The sequence below is a fragment of the Anabaenopsis sp. FSS-46 genome (genome assembly GCF_029891665.1).
Taxonomy (GTDB): Bacteria; Cyanobacteriota; Cyanobacteriia; order Cyanobacteriales; family Nostocaceae; genus Anabaenopsis; species Anabaenopsis arnoldii.
Genome location: NZ_JANQDG010000114.1, coordinates 34,904 through 54,430, shown reverse-complemented (window position 1 = coordinate 54,430; position 19,527 = coordinate 34,904). Strand labels below are relative to the sequence as shown.

Sequence of the window (19,527 nt, the reverse complement as noted above, 5' to 3'; positions counted from 1 at the left end):
CGGATATATTTAATATTCCCGGTGCGACAAATACCAAAACTATTGATTAAAACCGTTATCCTTTATCAAGGTAAGTTTATTCTTGATAATCCCAATTAATAGAACCCGTCTTGTTTTTGTCTTCTTTAATCTAACCCACTAAATCTCAGTATGGTTGCCATTTTGGCAGTTTTTTAGATTGTTATCATGGCTATTGGTTACCCCTGGGATTATGGACAAAGCTCACATTTGATCAACTTAGGAACCAGGTTGAGATTTGGACAATAAAATTGCCGACCAAGAATTTTTTTGACGAATATCCATCAACTCTGCCAAAATTTCTTGCCTTTTATCCAGTGGATGCATATCTTCTGATGCTAGAACCGTTTCCGGTGTATCTGATTTCCTTAGCCTGGGTTCGAGTGGTGCAACAATAGGTGAACTATTTAAAATCCTTGATTTTGCTCTTGGACTAGTGATGGGTTTGTCCGCTCTTGATACCTGGTGATTGACTAGTCGCAAAATCATTAAGCAACCACTGGCACAACTCAGGGCGATGGCCGCTACCATCCATAAAGGTGTAGGATTGTTCTTGTCGGAAGGCCTTGTCATTGGTTTGGCCACTACAGCCGGTATTTCTAGGGGCTCTACCTTATGTTTACTACCAACATCACCCAAGCTATACAAAGCTAAGGCGGTAATTCCTATGAGGATTGTGAACAACCCAGTCAACAATAACCCTGGATGACGTATCAGCACATAGATAAAAATGTTGAAATTATCGACTAATTTTGATTTCCTATTTCCCGGTCTTCTGATTTGCCTCGCCTCATACTGTCTACTGTGACTATGTTCCATGGTTAGTTTCAACTTACGCCCCTCTAGTTCATGATTGTAGTGGAGGCTTAGACATCAGGTATCAGTAGCCAGGTGTGCAATTCAGTAGCTTTTTTTTGGAAACATTCAGCTACCGAATCCTATCAAAACATAGTGGGAGCCTGAGAACCCCTACCTACTCTTTAGAGAGGGTATGAAACGTGACTCAACAGGATTTATCCTGTCGTATCCTTAACAAAAAGGTTTTGACAGGTATTTACAAAGCATTTCTGTTCAGTTGCTATAAAATAGCATCAGCAAGTATGGTGAAAAACCCGTTCATATGCTTTACTTAAGTAGCCACACAGCTAGGTATGACCTTCAGACCAAGGTGGGTAGGGGAGCTTTGACACTCCCAAGACAACATAATTTATTTCATAGATTAAGTAAATAATATTGTAAACGTTGCGTAGCATTGCTTCAGCCTGCGTAGCAACATCTTAGAGTCCCCTGTGTTTCAACCAGGGGAGATGTCAAATTTTTGCTCAGATTAGTGATCACTTGGATTCATGACCAGAATACCTTTCTAGAGCTAATTGAATTAACCGATCCACTAATTCCGCAAAGGGTATACCACTATAAGCCCAAAGCTGGGGATACATACTGGTAGCAGTAAAGCCTGGGAAGGTGTTGATTTCGTTAATTAATACTTCCCCAGTAGCTTCCACAAAGAAAAAATCTACCCTTGCTAACCCAGCAGCATCCACAGCTGCAAAGGCTTGTAAGGCCATATCTTGGATTTGGCGGCTCACACCATCTGGAATGGGTGCAGGAATTAATAAATCTGCCTTACCTACAGTATATTTAGTTTCGTAATCATAGAAGTCACTGTGGAAAGTAATCTCTCCTACAATGGAGGCTTTAGTTTGATCATTACCTAATACGGCACATTCTACTTCTCTAGCAACTACACCCGCTTCCACAATTATTCGTCTGTCATAAGTAGCAGCATTATCTAAGGCCGCTTCTAACTCTGAACGCGATCGCACTTTGGCAATACCCACTGATGAACCTAAGTTAGCAGGTTTCACAAAACAGGGATAGTGTAAGGCTGACTCTATTTCATCGCATAGTTTGGGAAACACACAGGGATTTGACCAAACTTCCGCTCTAGTTAAGGCCTTGTATTTCACTTGGGGTAATCCGGCTTGCTCAAAAGCCATTTTCATGGCAATCTTATCCATACCTACAGCCGAACCTAAGACCCCAGAACCCACAAAGGGAACTTGCATTAATGTCAGCAACCCCTGAATAGTACCGTCTTCTCCGTTGGGACCGTGCAGAATGGGAATCCAAACATCCACTTCTGTTACTTGGTCAGGTAATCGCCACGGGTTTAAGTTTTGGGTTTCTAATTGAGGAATACCAGTTTCTAGAATCTGCTGTGCTAGTTCTCCCCCTAACCAGCAGCCATTTTTCTGGATGTAAAAAGACAATATTTCGTATTTGTGAGCATTTTCTTGTACATTTAAGGCACGGGCGATCGCCCGTGCTGAACTAATTGAAACTTCATGTTCCCCCGAACGACCCCCAAACAGCAGTCCCACCCGCAGCTTAGTCATTTTTAGTACCTTTTTATTTTCTCTGGCTGAGAGTTTATCACAACCTGTTGAGGTTGCTATATTTTTTTGTGCTAACTATAAAGGAACTACATAGACAAACACAGAGGTTTCTGGGATGGGATTATTTTAATTTAAATTCATCGAATTTTACTACATCTGAATCTGGTTTACGCATATCAAAATAATAGCTAGTTACTATCCCAGTGCCTGTGTTAAATATACTAAAAACCGTGATGTCGTTACTTGCTATGTAAGGAATGGGCTGATTATCTTCCCTTAACAAAGGTGCTATGCTTGGGACTACTGGTTCTAATCCGTAAGGATCACCCACTGCAATATAATCTTCTTGAGATACCGTCAGTATTTCTCGTTTATTGTTCCCCCAAGCAGCACCATAGGAGTTACCCACATTCGATGTTTCTAGAAACTGCATTCCACTAGGACTTATAAACCGATTCCACAGGTGGGAATGTCCATATAATACTAGTTGCACTTCAGCCGCTTCTAGTAACGGGACAAGATCACGGTTAATATAGTCTGTGTCTTTGGGGTACTCGTAACGGACAGCGGTAATCTTACCTTTGTGATCACGTTCTATGGTCTGCACTGGGTCAGTATAAGCAGGGACGATGTTATCACCCAGAGTGTGGGGGGGATGATGGAACATCACTACTTTATATTTGGCTTGTTGAAACTCTTCACTGTCAAGTTCTGCTTCTAACCAATTATATTGCTCACTACCTTTGGCAATTGGTTCAAAAATAAACTGTCCATAACCCCAATTTTCAGGATTGTCTAAATCCTGGACTGCTTCTGTATATCTACCTCTGTATACTGTATTTATTTTTTGGGTTCGCCACATACAAGTTACGTACAGTACTACTAGACGCACATCCCCAAAGCTCACTGCATAATACTTTTTACCGCCGGATTCACTTTCAGGTAAGCTAAAAATCTCTTCGTAGGTCTGTGTATTAAAGGAATTATCTATTAAAGACTTTCCCCTGTATAATTTTTCGGCGACAGCACGGGGAATGGTATCATTAAACTCATTGTTTAAACTATTGCTTCTCCCAACTCTCCCCATGACTTCATGATTACCAATGGCTGTAAACATGGGGGCGTGTTGAATGATTTCACCACCTGTATAAATGGTTTCAACACCATTATGCGCCATCTTATAATTAGCACGACCTTGTAAAGCCGGAAAGAACGCACCACCCCGATGATCATCAAACCATTCTGAGGCGCGATCGCTCACATTAATTAAATCACCAGCGAACCATACCCCATCTATTTGTCCGACTGTTTCCACCACCTTTTGCAGATTGGCTGCTATCATCGGTTTTAATTGATGGTCTGAAGTCAATAGAATCTTCATTGCTTGACCCCGCTCCGGGGTAGTCGCGAGAGTGAAAACATCACTCCTAACACTTGCACCATCTTCTCGCACACTCATAACAAAATAGGGAACACGCACACCGGGGGTTAACCCCGTCACCTCAGCTGCGTGTCGCCAAATATGACGTTTGACAGGTTGATTTATAGTTGTATTTGCTACTTTTGATTGCTGGTCTTCTCTTGTGCGGCTAAGTTTACTCGTTTTTGCCAATCTCGATTGATCCAGATTTTCACCGTAGTAAACCACGTGTTCTTGACCTGCAAATTCAGTAAACCAAACTACTTGCACTGAGTTGGTAGTTGGCAGTTGCAAAAATGGGTCTGTCAGCAGATGCGGTGCTGATACCATAGTTTTTTACTCCCACATTTACAATTACCAGCATAAAACATAATGTTCTTTCTAGTTCGGCTGGTCGCGAGATCAATAAAAGCGAGGAACTTCAGTGATACCGCAATCGCGCCCCCCGAAGCTGGGGGGATGTTCTATCCTGCACTTTCCAAACTGCGATGCTCCTTATAGACGCCGTAAATAGTATTAAAACAGAGTAAAAGTCACAAAAATTATTATTATACAGCAATTTGTCAAAATTTGTGACTCTTTTTCCTAAAAATATACTTTTTTCATACATCATTTTCATAAATTAACTTTTTTACACTTTTTTACACTTTTTTTCTTCCAAGGTATTGCCAAATGCTGGGGAGAGATGCTAATGTTCCAATTGTGAGTAAAAAAACACATTCTTTTTTTGCCACAGGTAAACTTTGCGACAATTATCTAAGGTGTAAACATATGGCAGTTGAAAAAACTAACTCTTCCTCCAGCTTGGCAGAAGTTATCGACAGAATCCTTGACAAAGGTATCGTTATCGACGCTTGGGCTCGTGTATCCTTGGTTAGTATCGAATTACTGGCTATTGAAGCTAGAATCGTAATCGCTTCTGTAGAAACCTACTTGAAATATGCAGAAGCAGTAGGTCTGACTCAGTCTGCTGCAGTTCCTGCATAATTCTCACAATAAAATCCATTTTTGTAGAATAACTATAAGTTTCTTATAGTTATTCTGCGTTATTCTGCATTTTCCAAATTTTAAAAAAGCTTGATAGCTAACGGTTCCAACGGATTGTAAGGTGTAAACATATGGCAGTTGAAAAAACTAACTCTTCCTCCAGCTTGGCAGAAGTTATTGATAGAATCCTGGACAAAGGTATCGTCATCGATGCCTGGGCTCGTGTTTCTTTAGTTGGTATTGAATTACTGGCTATTGAAGCTAGAATTGTCATTGCTTCTGTAGAAACTTACCTGAAATATGCAGAAGCAGTAGGACTCACTCAGTCTGCAGCAGTTCCTGCTTAATTATCAAATGGTTTAGACCACTTTATCATTATTCAGGAGAAGTTCATGTCTGCTTTGATGGAAAGAATCCGGGAAGAAAACCGGTCAATATTCGAGAATGTAAATAAGTTTATTGATTGCACCAAGAGTGCTCGATTGGCTCAAGCGAAAGCACAAGCAGCAGAACTGCGTCAGTTCCAACAAAACCTACAGCAAGAAACTGAGCAGTTTTTAACAACCACAACTCAAGAACGTGTTGCTCAAGGAAAAGCCCAAGCAGCAGAACTGCTTGAGTTCTATCAAAACCTGCAGCAATCCACTGAGCAATTTTTAACAACCACAACTCAAGAACGTGTTGCTCAAGCGAAAGCACAAGCAGCAGCATTGCTTGAGTTCCAACAAAACCTGCAGCAAGAAACTGAGCAATTTTTAGCCACCACTGCTAAAGAACGTGTTGCTAAGGCCAAAGCCCAAGCAGCAGAACTGCGTCAATTCCGTCAGGATTTGTTTATGAGTGTTATTGGTGGATCCGGACTTTAATAAAGATTCGCAATAAACACATCTCATCTGTTTCAAAATTGGGCTAAATAATAAACCCCCTTTATCTTTCAGTTGCAAAACTGCTAATACAAGGGGTTAATTAATAAAATTAAAGTGTTCCGAGACTTTAGTAAAATAGGCTTGTATTGCTAACCCACTGATTCCAATATTTGCTGAACGAATAAAGTCAATAGTGTTACTTAACTAGAGTTTTAGATTTATTTACCTTTATATAGTACGATAGAGAGGAACTCTGTCACATTAAATCAATAATCGCACCTTAATTTACCTCTGATTGAATATAAAAATAGTTCCATGCTTTCTCAACTTATAACTGGGATTTGGATCAGCAATCCTGGTTTTAGTTAGCGTCCAAAATGTTAAGATCATCAAGTGAAGTGAATAGAAAAAATCAAAACCTAGCCTGGTACTTGCAAAACTAGACCGCTAGAAAAATTTGATATCACTACACACCTTTAAAGTGCAGAGAGTCCCTTGGCAAATCCCAATTGACAGTAACACTTGAAATCTTTCAGTCTATAGTCTCACACACCTTCAATTTATTACCAGCTTCAATTTATGGCTATCACCAATACGAATCACAAAAGAGCAGTTATTCGTGTCCGTCCAGGACAGTTTGTCATGACACCTGCGATTGAGAAAGTAGCAGCTAGAGCATTGCGTTATCTCAAATCAGGGTTTCCCGTTCACTTGCGAGGCCCTGCGGGAACAGGTAAAACAACTTTAGCACTCCACATAGCGCACTGTCTCGAGAGCCCAGTAATGTTACTGTTTGGCGATGACGAATTTAAAAGTTCGGATTTGATTGGTAGTGAAACTGGTTATACTCGCAAGAAATTACTGGACAATTATATTCACAACGTCGTTAAAGTAGAAGACCAATTACAACAGAACTGGGTTGATTCTAGACTGACTTTAGCCTGTCGAGAAGGTTTTACCTTAGTCTATGATGAATTTAACCGTTCACGTCCAGAAGTTAATAACGTTTTACTTTCAGCTTTAGAAGAAAAAATTCTCAGCCTACCTCCTAGTAGTAATCAGCCAGAGTATCTACACGTTAATCCGAAATTTCGCGCTATATTTACATCCAATCCCGAAGAATACTGCGGAGTTCATTCAACCCAAGATGCTTTGATGGATAGGTTGGTAACTATTAATATGCCAGAACCAGATGAGATAACTCAAGGCGAAATATTAATTCAGAAAACAAACATATCTCGAGAATCTGCTTACTTAATAGTGCAGTTGGTAAGAGCGTTTCGTCTGGCTATAGAAGCAGAGAAAACTTCAGGTTTACGGTCTTGTTTGATGATTGCTAAAGTATGTGCGGACAATGACATTCTAGTAGAAGTAGAAAATCCAGACTTTCAGGAGATTGCTATTGATGTTCTGTGCAACCGCAGTAATTTAGCGATGAGTGAAGCGAGAAATATTTTAATGGAATTACTTAGCAAGACTAGTTTCCAAACAGAACTTTCACAGCCAAAGACAGATTTAGAAAATGCTGATCTTTTTGATAAAGAAGTTTATAATCACTAAACTCATACCAAAAAGTCAAGTAATAACTAGAATTTTCAAAGACTTAGCTCCAGATTGCATCTAATACTAAATGCTTCTGGTTCTTTGGAACACAAATTGTTTGTGAGCAAAATTATCGTCTTTATACTATTCAAGAGTTGAATTATTCGTGACTTCTACCCCCATACTACCAACACGTCATCAGACAAACTCAAGTCGAACTATTAACACATCTACTCAAGGCTCAAACTTAGCGGACATTCTGGAAAGAGTCTTAGATAAGGGCGTTGTTATTGCGGGCGATATTTCTATATCTATCGCATCAACTGAACTTTTACATATTCGCATTCGCTTGTTAATTTCCTCCGTTGATAAAGCCAAGGAAATGGGTATTAATTGGTGGGAAAATGACCCTTATCTGAGCAGTAAAGCCCAAAGATTAATTGAAGAAAATCAACAGCTTCAAAATCGCCTGGAGAGTCTAGAATCCGAAATAAAGTTACTTAAGTCTGCGAGTATCCAAGATCAAACTCCATTACCAGAGAATATTCAACATGATTAAATAACCAGGAAATTATTTGATCACGAGATTCCCAGTTAGATGAGTAATTGGTTAAAATTTCTGTTTGAACCAGCGAAAGTCAAACAGACTGGGACGGTTAATAACTATTGAAAAATGACTGATTGAATTGCATTCAAAGAAACTGAAAGTTTAGGTTACATTTATAGAAATGGTTTGTAATCCATCGGAAGACTTTAAGGATTTACCAACCAAGGCTTCTAAAAATAACGAAGCGGGTTTAGCTCCTTTATTATTGACTGTATTAGAATTGCTGCGTCAACTAATGGAAGCGCAAGTAATTCGGCGTATGGAACAGGAGTTACTGTGTGAATCTGATTTAGACCGAGCGGCGGAAAGTTTGCAAAAGTTAGAGTCACAAATTTTAGATTTTTGTCAGATATTTGAAATTGAGCCATCAGACCTCAATGTAAATTTAGGAGATTTTGGTAGTCTTTTACCTCCCTCTGGTTCTTATTATCCAGGGGAAACTAGCAATCAGGCTTCAGTGGTAGAGTTATTAGACCGGCTTTTAAATACTGGAGTTGTTGTAGACGGTGAGATAGATATCGGTTTAGCTCAACTAGACCTGATTCATGCTAAGTTACGGTTAGTTTTGACCGCCAAAACAATGTAATCAAAAGTGATCAGTTGTAAATTCCAACTCAATGGGTTAATAAATTAATGAATTTTGGTCTTTATTTGTATGGGATTTTCCCCGATATAATTCCTAGCTCTGTTTCTATTACAGGATTGGACGGGAAACCTGTTTATAGTCAGGTAGTTGATGGATTGACTTTTTTATATTCAGAAGCATCTAAAGAGAAATATTTGGCTTCTCGACGCAATTTATTAACTCATGAAAAAGTGTTAGAGGAGACAATGCAAGCAGGATTTAATGTCCTTCTTCCTCTCCAGTTCGGATTAGTTATTAAAGACTGGGACGCAATAACCACACAACTCATCGAACCATATAAAGAGCAATTGCACAACTTATTTCAAAAACTGGCCGGACAAAGAGAGGTGAGTGTTAAGATTTTTTGGGATAGCAAGTCTGAATTGCAAGCCATGATGGAATCTAATCTCGCTTTGAAACAGGAGCGTGACAATATGGAAGGTAGAAAATTAAGTATAGAGGAGGTGATTCACATTGGACAATTAATTGAAAGTAATTTATCCGCTCGCAAACAATCTGTGATTGAAGTTTTCTCTAATGAGCTAAATCCTTTAGCAACAGAGGTTATAGAGGGTGAACTTATGACAGAGGACATGATTTATAACACCGCATTTTTGATTCCTTGGGAAAGTGAATCTAAATTCGGTGAAATCGTAGAAGCAATTGATATGAAATTTGGCGATCGCCTACGTATTCGCTACAACAATTTCACTGCTCCCTACACATTTGCACAACTGGCTGAACCATAGACCCAATTGCAGCTATTTATTACCATCCCTCTTGCTGTATGTAATAATAGCTTTAAAAATGCAATATCAACTACCAAGGATTTATGACTATGCTGATGAAACTTTTACTATCTCCAATAATGGGTCCAATTAATGGAGTTGTATGGATTGCAGAGAAAATTGAAGAGCGTGCTAATACCGAATTTAATGATCAAGAAAACCTGAACAAACAATTATTGACCCTGCAGCTTTCCCTAGACATGGGCGACATTACCGAAGAAGAGTATGACGCTCAAGAAGAAGAAATTCTTTTAAAACTCCAAGAATTGGAAGAAGAAGCCCGACTGGAAGCAGAATCTGAAGAATACGAAGCCTTGGAAGAACAAAATCAGGTGAGAGCATAGACTTAACTAGATCAAGATCCAACCGGGAGTTGTCAAATTTTCGGCAATATGACCGACTTAATATTCAATTTCCAGAACATTGTAGTTCTTAGATTGCACCGATTCAATAGACTCAACATATATATTTTTTCGAGAGCCTATATCTTGAGTATTTGTTAACTCCGGATCATTTTGACGGAATTTCTTAATCGTTTTCTCGGTTTCTTCTATTTGGTGATTCAGGGTAGTTAAACGCCTGTTTAGTAAACTTGTTCGCTCTCTAATGAAATATAGTTCCCTTTGAAGACGTTCCTTTTCAGTCACCATTTGATACAGTTCCAGCTGGCACGATGCCTCGTTCTTATTGCGAGGCATTGTACTAATCTTAGGTCTGATAACACTACGCTTAGGAGTATTTTTCATGAACAATGTCTGAATTGTTATTAATTATTAATTATAGCTAACTAAGGTGTCATTGTAAATCTTTCAAGAATATGTAAATATTTTCAGCAATACTTTAAACTAACTCTATAAGTCTTCAAAATCTGGCACTATCACCAAAAATATAAAAATATGGTATAATTTTTACCAAATCGAGGATGATAATTTAATATTATTACAATGTGGGAGCGGAAACTGAATTAGTTAAAATTATACAACTATCTAGGTGCAGTATATGGAATCAGAAAACCTCTATAGTTATGCCTTTTTAGAAACACCTAGCTTGCCCTTAATTTTACCACAAGGTGCTGCTAGTCAAGTAGTGCTGATTAAGAGTACTAATCTTTCGGCTATTGTTGAGCCTGGAATATCTTTAGAGTCATTCCAACATAATGAGCAGAAAATTATCGAGATGGCTTTATGCCATGACCGAGTTATTTGTGAGCTTTACCAGCAGATTACAGTTTTACCCGTGCAGTTTGGAATATGCTTTAATTCTCAGAAAAATCTGCTCATTCACCTAGAATCAAATACCGAAAAATATCGCCAGCAGCTACAAAAAATTCATGGTAAGACTGAATTTACTTTGAAATTGATTCCTGTAATACTAGAGGAAGTAGCACCAGTAAAGGCCAGGGGAAAAGATTACTTTTTAGCTAAAAAGCAACAGTATCAAAACCAAAAAGACTTTAGTATTGCACAAGCAGCAGAAAAACACTATCTCATTGATTTAATAACAACAACCAATAATTATCCGGTTGTTGTTAAAGAAAAAGAGCAAGAAGTAAGCATTCATATGCTGGTTAATATTGAAGATAAAAATTGGTTTTTAGAACAAACTTTAAATTGGCAAAAAGCTTGTCCTCGTTGGAATTTATTGTTAGGAGATTCTCTTCCTCCTTACCACTTTATTTAATTAAAGTTTATTTATTCTTTTCCTAATTCTTTTAAAGTTATGAAGCAGTACGACTCACTTAACTTGGTTATGTTTAGCGGCAAAGGCGGAGTTGGTAAAACTACTATCTCTTGCAGTTTTGCTCGTTACTGGGCGACAAAGTTTCCAGAAGAAAAAATTTTGTTACTTTCTACAGACCCAGCACATTCCTTAGGAGATATATTACTTTCAAAAGTCACAGATGATGGTTCACAGGTAGAAGATTTACCTAATTTGAGTGTTCGAGCATTAGATGCTGAAAAACTATTAGTGGAATTTAGGTCCAAATATAGCCGGTTCTTAGAACTGCTAGTTGAGCGAGGGAGTTTAGCTGACGGAGAAGATTTAGCCCCGGTTTGGGATCTAAATTGGCCCGGCTTAAATGAACTGATGGGATTGCTAGAAATTCAGCGTCTACTTTCAGAAAAAACCGTAGACCGGATAGTGCTTGATATGGCTCCTTCAGGTCATACATTAAATTTGTTGCAATTAAAAGATTTCTTCGATGTAATTTTAAATTCCTTTGAATTATTTCAACAAAAACATCGTGTGATCACAGAGAGTTTCAGAGGGAGCTATAAATCTGATGAAGTAGATGATTTTCTGGAGGATATGAAATCTCAATTAGCAGAAGGGAGACGACTGCTACAAGATGAGACATTTACAGGTTGCTTGGTAGTCACAATTGCTGAACCCATGTGTTTAGCAGAAACTGAAAGATTTTTAGATAATTTAAAAACTCTCAATATTCATTATACCGGAATTCTGATAAATCGCATCATCACAGATAGCGATATAAATACAGACCGCTATGCAGAGCAACAAAATTTGACCGATAAATTCTTAAAAATTGCCGGCAATCAACCAGTTTTCATTGTACCACAACAAGCAAAAGAACCATTAGGTTCCTTGGCATTGGATGACCTGGCACGACAAATTCAAAAAATTGACAGCGTCGAACTTTCTACCCCGCCAGTAATTCAATGGCCAAGTAGAATCCTCCCAAGCTTCAGTGACTTTGTATCCGAAGGATGTCAACTAATTATTGTGGGGGGTAAAGGAGGAGTTGGTAAAACAACAGTTGCAGGAGCTTTAGGCTGGGGTTTAGCTAATCGTCATCCTCAACAAAAAATTCGGATAATTTCCATAGATCCTGCTCATTCCTTGGGCGATGCATTTGGACAAAAATTGGGACATCAAGCCTCATCATTGGCAACTAATTTGACCGGACAAGAAATTGATGCTGATGAAATATTAGATCAGTTTCGTACGGATTATCTTTGGGAATTAGCGGATATGATTAGTGGTGAAGGAACAGAAACTGATAGCACAATAGATATTGCTTATCTTCCAGGAGCTTGGCGACAGATTATGTCTCAAGCTTTACCAGGTATTGATGAGATACTGTCCCTAATCACTATTATGGACTTATTGGATAGTAACCAGCAAGACTTGATTATTTTAGATACTGCTCCCACCGGTCATCTGCTACAATTTTTGGCAATGCCATCTGCTTTAGGAGATTGGTTATCGTGGATATTTAAGTTATGGATAAAATACCAGAACGTTGTAGGTAGACTAGATTTAATTGGGCGGTTGCGGAATTTACGTCAACAAGTTGTCCAAGCCCAAAAGAAATTAAAAAATCCAAAGCATACGCAATTTGTGGGAGTAATTCAGGCAGAAGGTGCGATTATATCTGAACATATACGCCTAACAGCATCCCTGAAAGATATGGGAATCCAACAACGTTATGTAGTGCAAAATCGCTATACTCAAGAAATAGGAATTGACTCCAGCTTATTTCCCGAACAAACAATCATCCGCTTACCCAATTTACCTAGATCAGTAGAACCAATTGCCCGTATTCAAGCAGCTGCAAATCTTTTATTTGACTTTGATTAATCAAGATCAAATTTAAGCTGTATGTAGCCTAAGATATATTTTCTCACTTCATTTTTCGAGGAACTTTATGAGTGATTTATTCAAGGGATTTGAGCAGTTTATAGAGTTGGTGAAAACTCTAGAAGAAAAAGTGGAAAATGGAGAAATTAAAACTGATGTGCAGTTTAACTCACGTTCATTAAGCAGTATTCCCAGAACCGGGAACATTCCCCGTACTAATAATAATACAACTAGTAATGTTGGTACTACTTCCATTCGTACCCCATCTTCCCCTGCACGTGATACAGGTGCATCTGACCCAAATATACAACCTGAAGGTAATTTAGGTATAACCCTCAAAGATATTGGGGGATTGAACCAAGAACTCAAAGAACTCAAAGAACTGATTGCTATTCCTTTAAAACGCCCTGACCTGCTAGTTAAGTTAGGACTCGAACCTACACATGGGGTATTATTAGTAGGTCCCCCCGGTACCGGCAAAACACTCACAGCCCGTGCGTTAGCTGAAGAACTGGGGGTTAACTACATTGCCCTTGTTGGCCCTGAAGTCATCACCAAATATTATGGTGAAGCAGAGCAAAAACTGCGGGCTATTTTTGAAAAAGCTGCTAAAAATGCTCCCTGTATTATCTTTATTGACGAAATCGATAGCTTGGCCCCAGACCGTAGTGCAGTAGAAGGGGAAGTAGAAAAGCGTTTAGTTGCCCAACTATTGAGCCTCATGGATGGTTTCTCCCACAACAAAGGCGTGATTTTACTCGGAGCTACTAATCGCCCTGATCATCTTGACCCAGCTCTACGCCGTCCCGGACGATTCGACAGAGAAATTCAGTTTCGAGTTCCAGATATCAATGGGCGCAAAGAAATCCTGCAAGTCCTGACTCGTGCTATGCCCTTAGATAATACAGTTGATCTGGAGTTTATTGCCGATCGCACCGTGGGATTTGTGGGGGCTGACTTAAAAGCTGTCTGTCAAAAAGCAGCATACACAGCTTTACGCCGTCAGGTTCCTTCCATTGATATGCCAATTCCAGAAGTTATTACGGTGCAGCAATCTGATTTCTTGCAAGCGCTCAAGGAAATCAAACCAGCAGTACTGCGTAGTATGGAAGTTGAAGTTCCTCATGTGGAATGGGACGATATTGGGGGCTTGGAAACCATAAAACAGACCTTGCGGGAATCTGTGGAAGGGGCTTTGTTGTATCCAGAACTCTACAAAGAAACAAAAGCCAGAGCGCCCAAGGGAATACTCTTGTGGGGTCCGCCCGGTACTGGGAAAACATTATTAGCCAAGGCTGTGGCTTCCCAAGCCCGAGCTAACTTTATTGGTATTAATGGACCAGATTTACTCAGCCGTTGGGTGGGAGCCAGTGAACAAGCAGTTAGGGAGTTATTTGCTAAGGCGCGACAAGCAGATCCCTGTGTAATATTTATCGATGAACTTGATACATTAGCGCCAGCACGGGGGACTTACACCGGTGATTCGGGAGTCAGTAACCGGGTAGTAGGACAATTACTCACGGAATTAGATGGTTTAGGAACCGGCGCAAATATTTTGGTAATTGGGGCTACAAATCGTCCTGATGCCATAGATCCTGCTCTGTTACGGGCAGGGCGGTTAGATTTACAATTAAAAGTAGATTTACCGAATTTAGATAGTCGGTGCAAGATTTTGCAAGTTTACAATCAAGGCAGACCTCTTTTAAATGTAGATTTGGAACACTGGGCTAAGGTGACAGAAGGTTGGAATGGTGCGGATTTAGTATTACTCTGCAATCAGGCCGCCGTAGAAGCAATTCGCCGGTTTAGGTCTCAAGGTGAAACAGATACTTCTGCCATCAAGATTACTGTTGATGATTTCCAAGCTTCTTATGAAGCTTTAATCCAGCAACGTACAGTTTAATTCAACCTTAGCCAGGGGCAATAAATAAATGAATTGCCCCAACCCTCTGCTTAAAGAACTGCACAGGAGGTAAAAAAGTATCTTTTGACTCCTGTACTATCAGGTGAGCAAAGCCCACCCCAATTAATAATCTACCTCGTCGCTGCTGACATACCTAAAATATCCTCAAGTTTGGGCATATCTTCCACAGCAACAACTCGCCCTTCATCCTCAAAACCAGCAATTTGATCAAAGTTCAAATACCGATACAAATCATCAGCAAAAGGATGAATCTTTTGTGCCACCATATCTAAATATTCCTGCACTGTAGGAATGCGCCCCAGCAACGCACAAACGGCCGCTAACTCCGCAGAACCAAGGTAAACTCGCGCATCTTTACCCATGCGATTATTGAAGTTACGAGTCGAAGTAGAAAAAACAGTTGTCCCATCTGCAACTCGCGCCTGATTACCCATACATAAACTACATCCAGGCATTTCTGTACGTGCATTAGCCCCTTCAAAGATATTATACACACCCTCTTGTTTGAGTTGGTGTTCATCCATGCGGGTAGGCGGACAAATCCACAGGCGAGTTTTCACGACACCAGCACCTTCTAACACCTTACCAGTGGCGCGATAATGACCGATATTGGTCATACAAGAACCAACAAAAACTTCTTGTACCGGGTCATTGGCAACCTCTGATAATAATTTCACATTATCAGGGTCATTAGGTGCAGCGACAATGGGTTCTGTGATTTCATTCAAATCAATGTCAATGATTTGTGCATATTCTGCATCTCCATCAGCTTCCATGAGCGTGGGGTTAGCTAACCATTCTTCCATTTTCGCCACCCGGCGCATAATGGTACGTGCATCGGTGTAACCCCTAGCTACCATGTTCTTTAACAGGGTGACATTAGAACGCAGATATTCCGAAATTGTCTCAACACTCAGCTTAATTGTGCAACCTGCACAAGAACGTTCTGCGGAAGCATCGGTAAGTTCAAAGGCTTGTTCTACTTTCAAATTGGGTAAGCCTTCCATTTCTAGAATCCGCCCTGAAAAGACGTTTTTCTTGTTTTTCTTTTCTACGGTCAGCAAACCTTTTTGAATGGCCACGTAAGGAATAGCATTGACAATATCCCGTAAGGTGATACCCGGTTGTAATTCACCTTTGAACCTGACTAATACTGATTCTGGCATATCCAGGGGCATGACACCCAACGCACCCGCAAAGGCTACTAACCCAGAACCTGCGGGGAAGGAAATACCTAAGGGGAAGCGGGTATGGGAGTCGCCCCCTGTTCCCACAGTGTCAGGTAATAGCATCCGGTTTAACCAAGAGTGAATAATACCATCCCCAGGACGTAAGGCTACACCACCACGCTGGGCAAAGAAATCTGGTAATTCTTGGTGAGTTTTAATGTCTACTGGTTTGGGATAAGCCGCAGTGTGACAGAAACTCTGCATAACTAAGTCAGCACTAAAACCCAGACAGGCTAGTTCTTTTAATTCGTCCCTGGTCATGGGGCCTGTGGTGTCCTGAGAACCAACGGTAGTCATCAGGGGTTCGCAGGATGTCCCCGGACGGACACCGGGTAAACCGCAAGCTTTACCTACCATTTTCTGGGCGAGGGTATAACCTTTGCCTGTATCATGGGGTGGTTGGGGACGAATAAATAAAGTGCTGGGTGATAAACCCAAGGCTTCCCGGGTTTTGTCGGTGAGGGTACGCCCAATGAGTAGGGGGATACGTCCACCAGCGCGGACTTCATCTAGGATGGTTTCGGGTTTGAGGGTGAAGGTGGAAATGACCTCGCCGGACTCGTTGGTAATTTCGCCTTTGTAGGGATGGATGGTAATTACCATACCGGTTTCTAAGTTACCTACATCGCATTGAATGGGTAAAGCACCAGCATCTTCAGCCGTGTTAAAGAAAATCGGTGCGATCGCACTACCTAAAATATAACCCCCGGCGCGTTTGTTCGGTACATAAGGAATATCATTTCCTAAATGCCACAATACCGAGTTAATGGCAGATTTGCGCGAGGAACCAGTACCCACAACATCGCCCACATAAGCCACAGGATGTCCTTTTTGCTTTAATTCGGTAATGGTTTCTAAACTCCCAGGTTGCCTTGATTCTAGCATGGCTAAGGCGTGTAAGGGAATATCCGGGCGGGTGGTGGCGTGGGTGGCGGGGGATAGGTCATCGGTGTTGGTTTCCCCTGGGACTTTAAATACTGTCACCGTAATCGCTTCTGCTAGTTTCTCACGACTGGTAAACCATTCCGCATTAGCCCAGGAGTCAATTACCTGCTTGGCGTAAGGATTGCTTTGGGATAATTCCAAAACATCATGAAAGGCATCATACACCAACAGAATTTTACTCAGGGCAGTGGCTGCGTGGGCGGCGATCGCTTCATCCCCGGAAATTTGCAGTAAATCAATTAAGGATTGAACATTGTATCCTCCTACCATCGTTCCCAGTAATTCTACTGCGGCGATGGGGGAAACTAAAAGACTGGTAATTTCGCCTTTAGCAATGGCTGTGAGAAATCCCGCTTTCACATAAGCTGCTGCATCTACACCGGGGGGGACGCGATCGCGCAATAAATGTAATAATGTATCTTCTTCACCTACTGGCGGATTTTGCAACAATTCGCCAAGTTCTGAGGTTTGCTTCCCATCCAATGGTAAAGGGGGAATACCGAGTTGGGCGCGTTCCGCAACATGATGACGGTATTGTTCTAGCATTTTGGTGTTCTCCATTGGGATGTTCTCTCTTTAATTATCAAATATTTTTCGGCAAAATTTAGCTATCAAAGTTCACCTGATTTTTATACCTAAAAGCCTCACAGGTGATTGGTTATTAGTAATTTTGTTTTATACTCAAAGTATTTTTTCCCTCAACTGAATATCGTTAAACTTTCATAGAATATAAGAGGATGTTTTCAGAGTTTATCCTGATGTATAAAAAACTTTTTCATCCCCTAAATCCCCCTTAAAAAGGAGGAATTTGAGGAACTTAAACACCCTTGGTAACCCTGGTAAGGGGATAAATCACTTTTTAACATCATAATTAACAAGTTTTCCATCCCCCTAAATACTGCTTAAAAAAGGGGACTTTGAGAAAGTTTCTCTGTAAAAATGAGGTTTATGGTTTAGGGATGATTAAACTCTTTATCTGCATACACACACTATCAACCTGATTTAAAACTTGACTATTTGTAAACCTAATAATTTTTAAACCATATCGTTCTAAAATTATTGTTCTCTCTATCTCATACAGAGTGAAATAGCCCTGGCGAAAGAAGAGAAAACCATCTCACCCCTCACTCGCACATCATGCCCTCTCCACCAACCCCAATACCCCAGTTCCCCCATCGCTGGGAGGTGTCCTTTTGGTGACCTATATTTGTCAAAAGTTACATCATTATACCCAATCCATTGATTCCGCCTAACCCATCCCACTTGATCGCCAAACTCTTGCCATTGCTCCGTCGTGGGTGGACGGCCGTCAGCTTCACCGCCGACGACATCCAAGTATATTTCCTTCTGGACGCTGAACCCAAACTGTCCTTCACTGTATTTTACCCATAGTTGGTTAATTGTGCGTAAGTCAGTGCAAGGAAAATATAACATTTCGTCTGATCTGAAGCATTCGCGTTCTTCCTTACCTACTGCTTTAATCATCACCCGATAGGTTTCTGCATCGGCTTGTTTCCAGTTTTTTGCTGCTAATAGCTCGCGCAGTCTGGTGTAGTCTATGCTGCGTTCTGATGCGAGGTTATCTAGTGGAGGGGGTGTAGTAGGTGCTTGAATGATGGGTTTTGTACTTGACCGTTTCCGTTTGCCAGTAATACCCCAAATCAACTGCTCCATAGGTTCAGGAGACTGGGAACGGAAATCAACCCACATTAAACCTTCGAGAAATAGAGGCAATTTTGGTTCTTCTGGTGCTTCTGGTAAAAGTACCGGAATAACTGGACATCCGATATTTACAAATTTTCTGAGAAACGCATCGATTTCTTGACTCTGCCAAGGGCCAAATCCTGATTTTCCTACAAAGACTGCGGCGGATGCAATCTGCTCTATCTGCTTCTCTAATTCACGTTGCCAAGGAAAACCAGGGCGTAAATGCCACTGATCCAACCACGGTTTAACTCCTTGTTGCTGTAGTTGTTCGGCAACTTTAATCACCTCAGGCTTGTCTTTGCTATTGTGGCAAAAAAATACATCAAACTTTTCCTTTTGTTCCACCTATCACTTCTCCACACCTGCAATTTTTGCCAACGCCTGGGCGTACTCTTCCAACCCACCGCGCAAAGCTTCCAACTCACTTCGCAACTGGTGTTCCTCCGACCAGCTCTGCTCATGCTCCTTGGGACTCACCCCCACAGGTCGTCTAGCTTCCCAAGCTTGCAACAAAGGATGCCATTTAGCCAAAAATGGTCTTAACCCATTATTTAATACACTAATGGCGATTCCCCCGACAGAATCACGAGCAGCACCCACATCTGGCCCGGCGGCTTTGAGAACTTCGCGAGTCGTACCGAATAAACTATAAAGAGAGTTCAATGCTTCCCGTACCAAACCCTGGTCAACTTCCAAGGGCTGTACAGCAATGCGCGTCACCAATTCCACATACAGCGACCAAGCGGCTTTCCGTTCTGTGGGGTCAGTATTCCAAGACATAGAACCAATGCCAAAAGGCAGACTGACAGATACAGTTTTTAAGACAACGCGATCGCGCATAATATTCAGCATTTATGTGTCTTTCTG

General features: G+C 40.8%; 19 protein-coding genes. 11 read left to right on the top strand and 8 right to left on the bottom strand.

The window, feature by feature from the left end; translation table 11 throughout:
• Positions 1-237 precede the first annotated feature (237 nt).
• The 3 genes from NWP21_RS14140 to NWP21_RS14130 all read right to left on the bottom strand — a co-directional run bounded on the left by NWP21_RS14140 (position 238) and on the right by NWP21_RS14130 (position 4,167).
• On the bottom strand, positions 238-837 hold the full coding sequence (locus NWP21_RS14140) for a hypothetical protein (RefSeq protein WP_280793167.1): 600 nt from the start codon (positions 835-837) through the stop codon (positions 238-240).
• 515 nt (positions 838-1,352) lie between these two features.
• Entirely contained in the window at positions 1,353-2,417 is a 1,065-nt protein-coding gene (locus NWP21_RS14135; RefSeq protein ID WP_280793166.1) for a D-alanine--D-alanine ligase family protein, read from the bottom strand.
• Between the two features lie 121 nt (positions 2,418-2,538).
• Entirely contained in the window at positions 2,539-4,167 is a 1,629-nt protein-coding gene (locus tag NWP21_RS14130; RefSeq protein WP_280793165.1) for a metallophosphoesterase, read from the bottom strand.
• A 441-nt stretch (positions 4,168-4,608) separates the two neighbouring features.
• Between NWP21_RS14130 and gvpA (NWP21_RS14125) the strand changes: the two genes are divergently transcribed.
• The 8 genes from gvpA (NWP21_RS14125) to NWP21_RS14090 all read left to right on the top strand — a co-directional run bounded on the left by gvpA (NWP21_RS14125) (position 4,609) and on the right by NWP21_RS14090 (position 9,596).
• Entirely contained in the window at positions 4,609-4,824 is a 216-nt protein-coding gene (gvpA, locus tag NWP21_RS14125; RefSeq protein ID WP_280793164.1) for a gas vesicle structural protein GvpA, read from the top strand.
• A 131-nt stretch (positions 4,825-4,955) separates the two neighbouring features.
• Positions 4,956-5,171, top strand: coding sequence for a gas vesicle structural protein GvpA (gene gvpA, locus NWP21_RS14120; RefSeq protein WP_063873375.1), 216 nt, complete (start codon positions 4,956-4,958; stop codon positions 5,169-5,171).
• 45 nt (positions 5,172-5,216) lie between these two features.
• Positions 5,217-5,690 (top strand): gas vesicle protein GvpC, encoded by a 474-nt coding sequence (gene gvpC / locus NWP21_RS14115; protein WP_280793163.1) that lies wholly within the window; start codon positions 5,217-5,219, stop codon positions 5,688-5,690.
• Positions 5,691-6,269: 579 nt separating this feature from the next.
• Complete coding sequence (gvpN, locus tag NWP21_RS14110; RefSeq protein WP_280793162.1) at positions 6,270-7,250, top strand: gas vesicle protein GvpN; 981 nt, start codon at positions 6,270-6,272, stop codon at positions 7,248-7,250.
• A 148-nt stretch (positions 7,251-7,398) separates the two neighbouring features.
• Positions 7,399-7,791: a gas vesicle protein gene (locus NWP21_RS14105; RefSeq protein WP_271732686.1), complete on the top strand. Its 393-nt coding sequence runs from the start codon at positions 7,399-7,401 to the stop codon at positions 7,789-7,791.
• Between the two features lie 169 nt (positions 7,792-7,960).
• On the top strand, positions 7,961-8,425 hold the full coding sequence (locus NWP21_RS14100; protein ID WP_271732685.1) for a gas vesicle protein K: 465 nt from the start codon (positions 7,961-7,963) through the stop codon (positions 8,423-8,425).
• 47 nt (positions 8,426-8,472) lie between these two features.
• A complete protein-coding gene (locus NWP21_RS14095; RefSeq protein ID WP_271732684.1) occupies positions 8,473-9,213 on the top strand; it encodes a GvpL/GvpF family gas vesicle protein in 741 nt (246 codons plus the stop codon).
• Between the two features lie 89 nt (positions 9,214-9,302).
• Complete coding sequence (locus tag NWP21_RS14090; protein WP_280793161.1) at positions 9,303-9,596, top strand: gas vesicle protein GvpG; 294 nt, start codon at positions 9,303-9,305, stop codon at positions 9,594-9,596.
• Between the two features lie 57 nt (positions 9,597-9,653).
• Here the strand turns inward: NWP21_RS14090 and NWP21_RS14085 are convergent, their stop codons facing one another.
• Positions 9,654-9,902, bottom strand: coding sequence for a hypothetical protein (locus tag NWP21_RS14085; RefSeq protein WP_271732682.1), 249 nt, complete (start codon positions 9,900-9,902; stop codon positions 9,654-9,656).
• A gap of 349 nt (positions 9,903-10,251) precedes the next feature.
• Between NWP21_RS14085 and NWP21_RS14080 the strand changes: the two genes are divergently transcribed.
• The 3 genes from NWP21_RS14080 (at position 10,252) to NWP21_RS14070 (ending at position 14,758) form a co-directional block, all read left to right on the top strand.
• Positions 10,252-10,932, top strand: coding sequence for a GvpL/GvpF family gas vesicle protein (locus NWP21_RS14080; RefSeq protein ID WP_271732681.1), 681 nt, complete (start codon positions 10,252-10,254; stop codon positions 10,930-10,932).
• A 39-nt stretch (positions 10,933-10,971) separates the two neighbouring features.
• Positions 10,972-12,855, top strand: a complete 1,884-nt coding sequence (locus NWP21_RS14075) for an ArsA family ATPase (RefSeq protein ID WP_280793160.1) — start codon at positions 10,972-10,974, stop codon at positions 12,853-12,855.
• A 67-nt stretch (positions 12,856-12,922) separates the two neighbouring features.
• Positions 12,923-14,758 carry an AAA family ATPase gene (locus tag NWP21_RS14070; protein WP_280793159.1) on the top strand — a complete coding sequence of 612 codons (1,836 nt, stop codon included), beginning with the start codon at positions 12,923-12,925 and terminating at the stop codon, positions 14,756-14,758.
• Between the two features lie 131 nt (positions 14,759-14,889).
• Here NWP21_RS14070 and acnB read toward each other — a convergent pair whose 3' ends face one another.
• The 4 genes from acnB to NWP21_RS14050 form a co-directional block, all read right to left on the bottom strand.
• Positions 14,890-17,499 (bottom strand): bifunctional aconitate hydratase 2/2-methylisocitrate dehydratase, encoded by a 2,610-nt coding sequence (gene acnB, locus NWP21_RS14065; protein WP_280793190.1) that lies wholly within the window; start codon positions 17,497-17,499, stop codon positions 14,890-14,892.
• A 400-nt stretch (positions 17,500-17,899) separates the two neighbouring features.
• Positions 17,900-17,983 (bottom strand): hypothetical protein, encoded by an 84-nt coding sequence (locus NWP21_RS14060; protein ID WP_280793189.1) that lies wholly within the window; start codon positions 17,981-17,983, stop codon positions 17,900-17,902.
• 38 nt (positions 17,984-18,021) lie between these two features.
• Positions 18,022-19,005, bottom strand: a complete 984-nt coding sequence (locus tag NWP21_RS14055; RefSeq protein ID WP_280793158.1) for a GUN4 domain-containing protein — start codon at positions 19,003-19,005, stop codon at positions 18,022-18,024.
• A gap of 3 nt (positions 19,006-19,008) precedes the next feature.
• Positions 19,009-19,500: a hypothetical protein gene (locus tag NWP21_RS14050; RefSeq protein WP_280793188.1), complete on the bottom strand. Its 492-nt coding sequence runs from the start codon at positions 19,498-19,500 to the stop codon at positions 19,009-19,011.
• Between the last annotated feature and the right edge of the window lie 27 nt (positions 19,501-19,527).

Excerpts from the sequence above, each read along its gene's own strand:
- NWP21_RS14085 (WP_271732682.1), bottom strand. The coding sequence starts at position 9,902 with ATGGTGACTGAAAAGGAACGTCTTCAAAGGGAACTATATTTCATTAGA.
- NWP21_RS14090 (WP_280793161.1), top strand. The coding sequence starts at position 9,303 with ATGCTGATGAAACTTTTACTATCTCCAATAATGGGTCCAATTAATGGA.
- NWP21_RS14140 (WP_280793167.1), bottom strand. The coding sequence starts at position 837 with ATGGAACATAGTCACAGTAGACAGTATGAGGCGAGGCAAATCAGAAGA.
- NWP21_RS14135 (WP_280793166.1), bottom strand. The coding sequence starts at position 2,417 with ATGACTAAGCTGCGGGTGGGACTGCTGTTTGGGGGTCGTTCGGGGGAA.
- gvpA (WP_063873375.1), top strand. The coding sequence starts at position 4,956 with ATGGCAGTTGAAAAAACTAACTCTTCCTCCAGCTTGGCAGAAGTTATT.
- NWP21_RS14080 (WP_271732681.1), top strand. The coding sequence starts at position 10,252 with ATGGAATCAGAAAACCTCTATAGTTATGCCTTTTTAGAAACACCTAGC.
- NWP21_RS14070 (WP_280793159.1), top strand. The coding sequence starts at position 12,923 with ATGAGTGATTTATTCAAGGGATTTGAGCAGTTTATAGAGTTGGTGAAA.
- NWP21_RS14130 (WP_280793165.1), bottom strand. The coding sequence starts at position 4,167 with ATGGTATCAGCACCGCATCTGCTGACAGACCCATTTTTGCAACTGCCA.
- acnB (WP_280793190.1), bottom strand. The coding sequence starts at position 17,499 with ATGCTAGAACAATACCGTCATCATGTTGCGGAACGCGCCCAACTCGGT.
- NWP21_RS14075 (WP_280793160.1), top strand. The coding sequence starts at position 10,972 with ATGAAGCAGTACGACTCACTTAACTTGGTTATGTTTAGCGGCAAAGGC.
- NWP21_RS14100 (WP_271732685.1), top strand. The coding sequence starts at position 7,961 with ATGGTTTGTAATCCATCGGAAGACTTTAAGGATTTACCAACCAAGGCT.
- gvpA (WP_280793164.1), top strand. The coding sequence starts at position 4,609 with ATGGCAGTTGAAAAAACTAACTCTTCCTCCAGCTTGGCAGAAGTTATC.
- gvpC (WP_280793163.1), top strand. The coding sequence starts at position 5,217 with ATGTCTGCTTTGATGGAAAGAATCCGGGAAGAAAACCGGTCAATATTC.
- NWP21_RS14095 (WP_271732684.1), top strand. The coding sequence starts at position 8,473 with ATGAATTTTGGTCTTTATTTGTATGGGATTTTCCCCGATATAATTCCT.
- NWP21_RS14050 (WP_280793188.1), bottom strand. The coding sequence starts at position 19,500 with ATGCGCGATCGCGTTGTCTTAAAAACTGTATCTGTCAGTCTGCCTTTT.
- gvpN (WP_280793162.1), top strand. The coding sequence starts at position 6,270 with ATGGCTATCACCAATACGAATCACAAAAGAGCAGTTATTCGTGTCCGT.